Here is an 8,447-nt window from a genome sequence, read left to right on the forward strand (position 1 = left end):
GCCCAAGAGCAGGATCAAAGAGAGGCGGATGTGGGGGTCGAATGCGCCGTCGATCAGCGCGCGGGCTTCACAAATGGACAGAATCCGTTTGTCTTTTACGGGCTTGGCTGGGCGCCAAATCTTCGGCGCACTTTCGATTATCCTTCTGTCACAGGCAAACCTGAGCGCGGAGCGTATCATCACACGGATGGTCGGCGTGCCTTCGTCGTTAAAAGGACCGAGACGAGCAGGGGCAAGCAGATCCTGCCCATCTCTGTCTGGCAGACGCGTGACGGCACGCGCGACTGGTACGCGAAAGCGCTGCCCGGCTCCCGCCCGCTCTATCGCGTGGCTGACGTTTTGGACAATCCTGGCAAGACCGTCCTGATTTCCGAAGGCGAGAAATGAGCCGACGCAGCAGTGACCTTCACTGCCCATCGAGGTCGCGATGTCCACTGATGCCGCCTACAAGGAGGCCGAAGGCAATTCGCAAGCCGCGTTCTCGCGCGATGAGACGCTGATGCGGATGACCAAGTATTGCCACAGGTTAGCAGCTCAGTGAAGAGATCCTTGGTATGATTGACGGGATCAACCTCGACCTCACCGCGCATCTTTCGGCAGCGGCTGAGGCGCAGCGCGGCGCAGAGGAGGCGGCACGTCTCTGGCGCCCGTGACATTCAGGAGGGCGGGTTTGCGCGCGGCGCGCAACGTGACCGTCGGACTGGACGTCGAACACAAGCTGCCTAGTTCCTATAGTGTGACTGACACAGAGATCACCGGATGAGAGGGCAGCTTCCGGGCAAACGCACAGCAGACCCATTCCCCATTGGCGGTGAGAGGAGACGAAACATGAAGAGCCGGACCCTAGGTGCTTTGGCCATCGCGCTTGCCAGCTGCGCGACTGCCCAACCCTTCAATGATGCCCCGCCCAACGCCCCGCACCAAAGGCCCTCCTTTCCGGAACAGACCCGCGCTCCGGAGATTGAGGAGGGCGTCACTCTGGTACGGGAGGTCATCGCCGACGGGCTACAGCACCCCTGGGCGGTGGATCAGCTGCCGGATGGGGGCTGGATCGTCACGGAACGCCCCGGTCGGATGCGGATCATCTCGCCGCAGGGCGGTGTCTTCGCGCCTGTCCGCGGCCTGCCTGAAGTCGACGCAAGACGGCAGGGGGGGCTTCTCGATGTGCTGATAGCGCCCGATTTCGACCGCACCAGTCGCGTGTGGTGGAGCTATGCGGAGCCGCGTGGCAACGGGCGGAACGGCACCTCGGTTGCGACCGGTCTGCTGTCTGAGGACCGCAGCACGATGACCGAGGTTGAGGTCATCTTTCGCCAAATGCCCGGCTGGGCCTCCACTGCACATTACGGCTCGCGGCTGGTCTGGGACGCGGATGGCGCGCTTTTCGTCACCACGGGCGAGCGTTCGCAGCCTCAGGCGCGCAGGCTGGCCCAGGATCTGACGACGCATATCGGCAAGATTCTGCGGATTGCCCCAATGGGGGGCGCGGCGGCGGGCAATCCGGATATCGAAGGCGCAGAGCCGGAAATCTGGTCCTGGGGGCATCGCAACGTTCAGGCGGCAGCGCGCGCGCCGGATGGTGCGCTCTGGGCGATTGAGCATGGCGCGCGTGGCGGTGACGAACTGAACCGCGTCCTGCCCGGCCGCAACTATGGCTGGCCGGTGATCACATATGGCGAGGATTACAACGGCCGACCCATCGGCGATGGCATCACCGCGTCAGAAGGGATGGAGCAGCCTGTCTACTATTGGGATCCGGTGATTGCGCCCAGCGGTATGGCTTTTTACGAGGGCGACATGTTCCCCGAATGGCAGGGCAGCATCCTTGTCGGCGGTCTCGCCGGTCAGGCGTTGGTACGGTTGACGCTGACCAACGGGCGTGTGAGCGGCGAGGCGCGCTACCTCCAGGGGCAGGGCCGGGTGCGTGATGTCGATGTGGCCAGGGACGGCTCGGTCATGATCGTCACCGATGCGGCAGAGGGCGCATTGATCCGGTTGACGCCTGCGGATTAACGCGCGCACACGCTGTCCAGGATCAATGCAAGGAATTGAAAACGCGCATATTATTTCACACGCGCTGCTTTTGTGTGTATCCGCTCGATGGACTGCCGCATCGCGCTACGCCGTCGAGAGCACTTTCCTGACTGCGGCAAGAAGGTCGGCACTCTGCACCGGTTTCATCATTCGGACGTCTTCGGGCCTAAGACCGTTTCCATGCACAGTTGCTTCGCTTGCATAGCCGGACATGAAGATAACCGGCAGGGCTGGCCATCGCTCCCTCAGTGACTTGGCGAGGTCAGTGCCTTGCAGCTTTCCTGGCATGACGATATCCGTCAATAACAGGTCAAATGTTGGATCCGCTTCGAAAGCAGCACAGGCTGCGTCACCTGTCGCTGTCGCCAACACTTGATAGCCGGACAGTTCAAGGATCCTCACTAAAGTGTCGCGAACTGCCGCTTCGTCTTCTGCCAACAGCAGCTTTCCCGATTTGTTTGCGACGCCGTAGTTTCCTACCGACGGCGTAGCCTCTTCGTCCCCTTGAGGTGCTGCGGCGGGAAAATACAGCTTGAAAGTCGTTCCCTGGCCGATCTCGGTATAGACTTGAATGGTGCCACCGGATTGTCGCATGAAACCAAACGTCATCGACAGGCCCAGGCCAGACCCCTCACCAATGGTTTTCGTTGTGAAAAATGGCTCGAAAATGGAACCGAGGGCCTCATCCGGAATTCCGGATCCTGTGTCGCTGACGGCCAGCAAGACATAACGCCCCGGTACAAGTTCTTCTTGCCGCGCGTCCAGGTAGGTTTGATCAATACGGACATTGGCTGTTTCAATCGTCAGATTACCCTTCCCCTCCATCGCATCACGCGCATTCAAGGTCAGGTTCAGCAAAGCGCTTTCCAGCGAGGCGCGGTCGGCTTCCACTGGCCACAACCCTGCGAGCAAAGAGGTTTCGACGATGACGCTCTCAGGCAAGGTGCGACCGATCCAGTTCTTCGTTTCCAGCACAACTTTGTTCAGATCAAGCTTGACCGGCATCAGCGGCGCTTTGCGCGCAAAAGCGAGCATATTTCTGGTCAGATCTGCCCCTTTCAACGTGGCTGTGATGGCGGTCTCGATCACTTCCTTTTCAAGACCGGGTTCGTCGAAATCTCGCAGGAGTTCCAAGTTCCCCAGAATGACCGCGAGTAGATTGTTGAAATCATGCGCCACACCACCAGTCAGTTGGCCGATGCTGTCGATCTTCTGTGCGTTGCGGGAAATTTCGCGTTCTTTATCGACCTGTAGCTGTGCTTCAACCTCGCGTGTCGCGTCGAGAACAATTGCCTTGACGAGGACCCGTCCATTTTCGTTTGAGGAGCCGCCATGATAGTCCAGCCATCGGGGTTGCCCATCGCGTGCTGTGATCATGAAACGGTGATGCAATGGTTCGCCGGTCTCACAACTGGTTTTATTGGCTTGCAGGAAATCGCCAAGATCCTCGGGATCATGCATCTGAGAGAGAAGGGAGGGATCGGCAAGAATTTCCTCGCTGGTGTAGCCCCAGATATCGAAACAATTCGGACTGATTACCAAGAGCTCCGGCTCATCCCAGTTTGTGACGTCAAATTCGACAATCGCCCCGGGCAATTTTTCTGCGATCGTCGCAAGCCGCTCCGCCGATGCCTTGTCCCTTTGTTCGGCCAGGCGGATGTCCGTCAGATCAATATGGATGCCGGAAACGCGTTTCGCGGTGCCATCAGCGTTCAATTCAGTGAACCAAGTTGCGCGGATATATCGAAGCGCTCCATCCGTCCTGGTCGCCCGAAAATCCATCCGATCCGGTACGTCTTCTCCCGCCCAAACCCGTTCAATATGGCGCCTTACTCGAAGTCGATCATCTGGGTGGACCAGTGCTGCCCATTCCGACAACGGCCCCGGCCCCGGTTCTCGGTCAAGCCCGTAGATTGCGATCATTCCGGCATCAAGAAGGATAGCGGGATCGCCAATCTGATGGTCGAACAGGCCCATCCCTGACGCCCGCATGGCCAGGTCAAGCTTCTTTGACAAATCGGCCGTCTGGCGGGCATTATTTGCGAAATCGGCGGCCTTCTTCACGATAAGGGAGGTCAGAAATATGGAAAGGAAGCCCATGAGGGTAAATGCCACCATAACCTGAGCTGACACTATATATGGATTGGGCGCTTCGCTAATACTGCTAAGATACCAAAATGGTATGAAATGAAGGAGGGTGAAGGCCACAACAATGTATATGATTGTGGATTTTTGAATGGTCGGCCAGTTGGGTGAGGGGCGAAGATAGTACGCGCCAACACCAATGGCAGCGGTCGCAAGATTCATAAATACGGCAATGCCCAGCACGGGCCCGCCAAATGAAACCCTGTAAAGCGCGCCGCACAACCCAGCAATCAGGCCACCGACAGGACCGCCGAGGTAGCCCGCTATGATGAGAGGTCCAGCTTTGGCGTCAAACTGCGTCGGAATGATTTTGAGTGCGATTGAACTCATTCCCAGCGAGATCACCATTACTCCAAAAGTAACGCCCAGAAGAACTTGCTGTGCAAATCTTTTGTCTTTCAACCAATCCGAAGAGAAGATTGCGTAAACGAAAACTCCCGCCAACAATAAAGAGGTCAGGCTTTGAAAAACGAACGCAAACATACAGATCTCCGACAGGGATGGACCGGTAAGGTAAGGTCCCTGCCTGGACAGTAGCGCAGGATTGGTCTTGGATCCAATGCCGCGACGACCTGTTGGTCTCCACCAACCGGGGAGTCCCCTACGCCCTCCCGGATCTTACCGATCTTTTTTGAACCTGTGACTTGCAAGAGGGGCCGCAACTGCCGCCGCTGAAGGGCGTTGTCTCCGTCGAGCCCGATCAACAGAGATCCAGGCCGCTTCAGCGCGCCGTTGGAGGACTTCGAGTTCGTCGTAGGGTCGCGGGCAGCTTCGGTCTTGCATATGCGCCGCTTCCTAACCTACTGAATGCGCGCCGTGAATCGACGTCCGCAACTCCGCCGATGGAATTCAGCCGGAGAGGGAGATATGCGCGTCTCTATTGGGAGTATGGTGGGTGATGAGAGGCTCGAACTCCCGACATCTTCAGTGTAAACGAAGCACCTTGCGGCCAAACTATTGATTGTTGGCCCAAGGCACTCTTTTGATTGATTAAACAATCGGGGTGTTTCCGAGGAATGCCGGTTCATCCAGGTTCAGTGAACCAAGGAGCACTTCGTAGACGTCCCCCAGGGATTGTCTGCTGATGTCGTCGATGAAGCACCGCACACCGGCACGGCGAATGTTAGAGACTGTCTCCGGCACGATGTCCAAGGACGAACGCTGTTTAGGTCAACTCGCGCAGACGCTACGGGATGCGCCTGACGCTGGCACATAGGTCGGGAGGTTACGCATCGTAAGCGCCCTCCACACCCAGCTTTGGCGCAAAGATGCCCACCCCTTCGGCCAGGCCGTTCGGCAGGATTGGTCGGTCGTGCCAATGCCCTTCAGCGGACTAGATGGCCTACAGGAAATCCGCGCGGACGAACTTGAAGCGATCTTTGACCTGCATGTCCGTTTCGAGCTTCAGGTAGAGTCCCTCTGCCAGATCGCTGTCCTCCGTCTGCTGCTTCACCATCTCTGCACTACTGCCGGAACGCTCCGCCACAAGCGTCAGCGCATTGCGCCAATCGGTAGACTTGAAAAGCAAGGGGCGGGTCACCCAGACTGCGAAGAGAAGCGTGACCAGGATGAGCGACAATGATCCCGTACAAGGAAGGAAAACGAGCTTGACCCAAACGCCCATTTAGAGAAGCGGACCTTCAAGTCTGCTCAAGAGACCCAAGCGATGCTGCACCCTGGACTGATGTCAGCGAAGCGCAGAAAGTGAGCTTTGCAAAGTTCAGCGAAACGGCCCCAACCCGCCGCTTGGTGGGGCGGTGTGAGCCACTGCATCGACCCAGTGAAATCCTGCTCATGCCACAAGAAAGGACATGGCAATGAGCGAGACGATGACAGAGACGGTGAAACGATGGACAGCGAAGAAGTTCAGGCGGTGACAATGCCCAAGCGCCGCGCTACCGTGGCGAAAAGTAAATGACTTGAGGGGCAGTAAATGGACCCATACGAAAACCTTTCAGAAGACAATCACGTAGCCTTTCTTCAGCTCGAAAAAGAATTTCGGAATGAATTGGAAACGGCGCAAGAGGACCAAAACTCAAACTGGTCCGACATTACCGCCGACTACATGAATAAGACACTTGCCGCCGCAAGTACTTTGGACGTTCATGCTCTTTCCGGGTTTTCCGTCAACACACGCGACGACAACGGGCATAGCGAGAATTTCAACGACTTCTTGCGCGCTGTGGACAACGTGATTATCCAGATGCGCATTGCAAATTCTCGAAACCGAAACGCTATGAGCGTGGGTCTGACAGAAGCGCAGAAGACCAAGATTCACCGTTTCATTGAGAAAATCCGTGGTGAAGTTGAATCGTCTACCGCACCGGACGCAAAGAAAGAAAAGCTCTATGACATCTTGGCGAAACTCGCCCAAGAGGTAAGCAAGACACGCACCCGATACGAACGTTTCGCGGACTTGGCGCGGTCATTGGCAGGATTGAGCGCGGACGTTGAGCGCGAGGGCGCGCGTCCTTGGTGGCCTTGGTTTGTGAAGATCATGGGCCTTTTGGACGATGCCAAAGAGGCCGAACCCAAGTTGCCCAAGCCACCAGAAATTAAGAAGATCGAACCGCCCCGCAAAGAGCTGCCCAAGCCTGATGGGGGATATGGAAGTGGGTGAGACTTAGACGACGAAATCCCCTTCTAACCGAAGCGATTCCGCTTCCACTCCACTTGCTGCATGAGCGACTTGTGGGCGGCTTCGGGCAATTCGTCGATTGGCTCCACTTGGCAGCCGCGAAGTACAAGCCGAAAGAAAGGCCGGTTTGGAGAAGCTGCCCGCAGCGAAGAACAACCCCGCGAAGGGCACGTGAGGGCCGGTCGCTTCGGTCGAACAGGCTGCCGGTGAGCCATGCTTCGCTGCGCCCTGGTCGAACGTCAGCGAAGCGCAGAGAGCTCCCTTTGCAAAGTCGGCGGATCTGGCGCCATGGCGAGCGAACCATGCCGCAGTCGCACGAGGAAGATCAGCCCTCCGCCGCAGATGCAGCCGCTGACCACCTTCGAACGGCAGGGATGCGGTAGAAAACGGGATCTTTGACGTGAACAGTCAACGCCCGCTTTAGCCTTGTCGCGCTATAGCGATCCTTAGGCGACGGTCAGGGAAACTATGCCTTTTCATATGCATCAGGATTGAGTTGATCAGCCATTTTCATTCTTGGGCGACAAGCATGCTTCATCAATTGGTGGTTTGCCGGTTGTATCAAGTCCGATTTTGTTTTGAAATTCCTCCCAAAACGTCGATTCACTAAAAGCCAGCCAGGCAAGATACAGCATTGCGAATGAAACGCCAGTAGTTATCGCCCAGAACCACCGAGTTGCTGTGCTCCATCCTTTGTGCACCGGCCCAAAGACCACCATGCTCATTGTATCTAGCGCACGCTCCCCAAACTCTCTTACCAGCATCTCGCGTTGCCGGTCGTGATAGACCATTGTTCGCTGAATTAGATAGGCGCACGCCAGACCTACAATTGACCAAGCAAAGAGTAATGCTGCCTCCAAAGGTCGGAGCGCACTTTCTTCTGAGTAAAGCCCGTCAAGTACAAGCAGTGTCGTGCTCAGGTACCAAAACGGTACAATCCATCGGATTGTGTCCCAGTGTCGGATGTTGGCGATGTAATTTTTTGGTTCATAGCTCGGTAACGGGAAGGCTTCATTAAGAAAAGCTAGTGCTTTTTCATGAACACCAGGAGCTTCGGACTCCCGAGGGCCGGCGATATTCAGGACAACGGGATTGATCGATCCGATCCATTGCCAAAGCTGCTTCCTTTGAAGTTGGCCGTTACCTGAAAGCTCAATGTGCATAATTGGCTTTCCTAGTTCCCCAGCGACTCGCTGAGTGTAGTGCGTGCCGGGGCTATTTGACCCATTCGTTATTATTAGCGTGGCATCGCTCGAACCGACGTTGAGCCAAGTTCTCTCATCTGGCTCCGAAGAGTGCGTTTCAATTAGGCCCTGATAAATCTGGGAAATATGCCCGTCTTCGTTTTCGCGCCCCTCCGGAACCCACCCTCCATGCCTCAATCCTCGTTGCACAGCGAATTCAAGTGCTGCCAAGTCTACGCCAGTCTGTCCACCTGAGATAATCTTCATCGTGTTTCCCCCGCGACCAACTCTCTGAATGTGATTGGCTCGGTCGATTTTTACTACGCTGCGCCACACTAATTCAACGTAAACGAGAAATCCACGAGCTCTTTGAAAACAAGGCACAGCACTGTTGCGATGCGGTTCCTCTCAAGAGATCCAATGCTGATGGGGTGGATGGCTCCTGC

The 8,447-nt window shown here is 56.5% G+C and carries 6 protein-coding genes; 3 read left to right on the forward strand and 3 right to left on the reverse strand.

What is annotated here, in order from left to right; genetic code table 11:
* Both FGE21_RS20060 and FGE21_RS10965 read left to right on the forward strand, forming a co-directional pair.
* Nucleotides 1-387, forward strand: a 387-nt coding sequence (locus FGE21_RS20060) for a hypothetical protein (protein WP_176695419.1), incomplete at its 5' end; no start/stop codon positions are given.
* A gap of 441 nt (nucleotides 388-828) precedes the next feature.
* Nucleotides 829-2,013, forward strand: coding sequence for a PQQ-dependent sugar dehydrogenase (locus FGE21_RS10965; RefSeq protein WP_139663339.1), 1,185 nt, complete (start codon nucleotides 829-831; stop codon nucleotides 2,011-2,013).
* 105 nt (nucleotides 2,014-2,118) lie between these two features.
* Here FGE21_RS10965 and FGE21_RS10970 read toward each other — a convergent pair whose 3' ends face one another.
* Nucleotides 2,119-4,662 (reverse strand): PAS domain-containing protein, encoded by a 2,544-nt coding sequence (locus FGE21_RS10970; RefSeq protein WP_139663340.1) that lies wholly within the window; start codon nucleotides 4,660-4,662, stop codon nucleotides 2,119-2,121.
* A gap of 859 nt (nucleotides 4,663-5,521) precedes the next feature.
* A complete protein-coding gene (locus FGE21_RS20395) occupies nucleotides 5,522-5,803 on the reverse strand; it encodes a hypothetical protein (protein WP_255731520.1) in 282 nt (93 codons plus the stop codon).
* A gap of 309 nt (nucleotides 5,804-6,112) precedes the next feature.
* Here FGE21_RS20395 and FGE21_RS10980 point away from each other — a divergent pair, with 309 nt between their 5' ends.
* Nucleotides 6,113-6,799 (forward strand): hypothetical protein, encoded by a 687-nt coding sequence (locus FGE21_RS10980; RefSeq protein ID WP_139663341.1) that lies wholly within the window; start codon nucleotides 6,113-6,115, stop codon nucleotides 6,797-6,799.
* A gap of 518 nt (nucleotides 6,800-7,317) precedes the next feature.
* On the opposite strand, the gene FGE21_RS10985 is transcribed toward FGE21_RS10980, so the two are convergent.
* Nucleotides 7,318-8,268 carry a putative molybdenum carrier protein gene (locus FGE21_RS10985; RefSeq protein ID WP_139663342.1) on the reverse strand — a complete coding sequence of 317 codons (951 nt, stop codon included), beginning with the start codon at nucleotides 8,266-8,268 and terminating at the stop codon, nucleotides 7,318-7,320.
* Nucleotides 8,269-8,447: the final 179 nt, after the last annotated feature.

It is taken from the genome of Phaeobacter sp. B1627, from assembly GCF_006265095.1.
Lineage (GTDB): Bacteria > Pseudomonadota > Alphaproteobacteria > Rhodobacterales > Rhodobacteraceae > Epibacterium.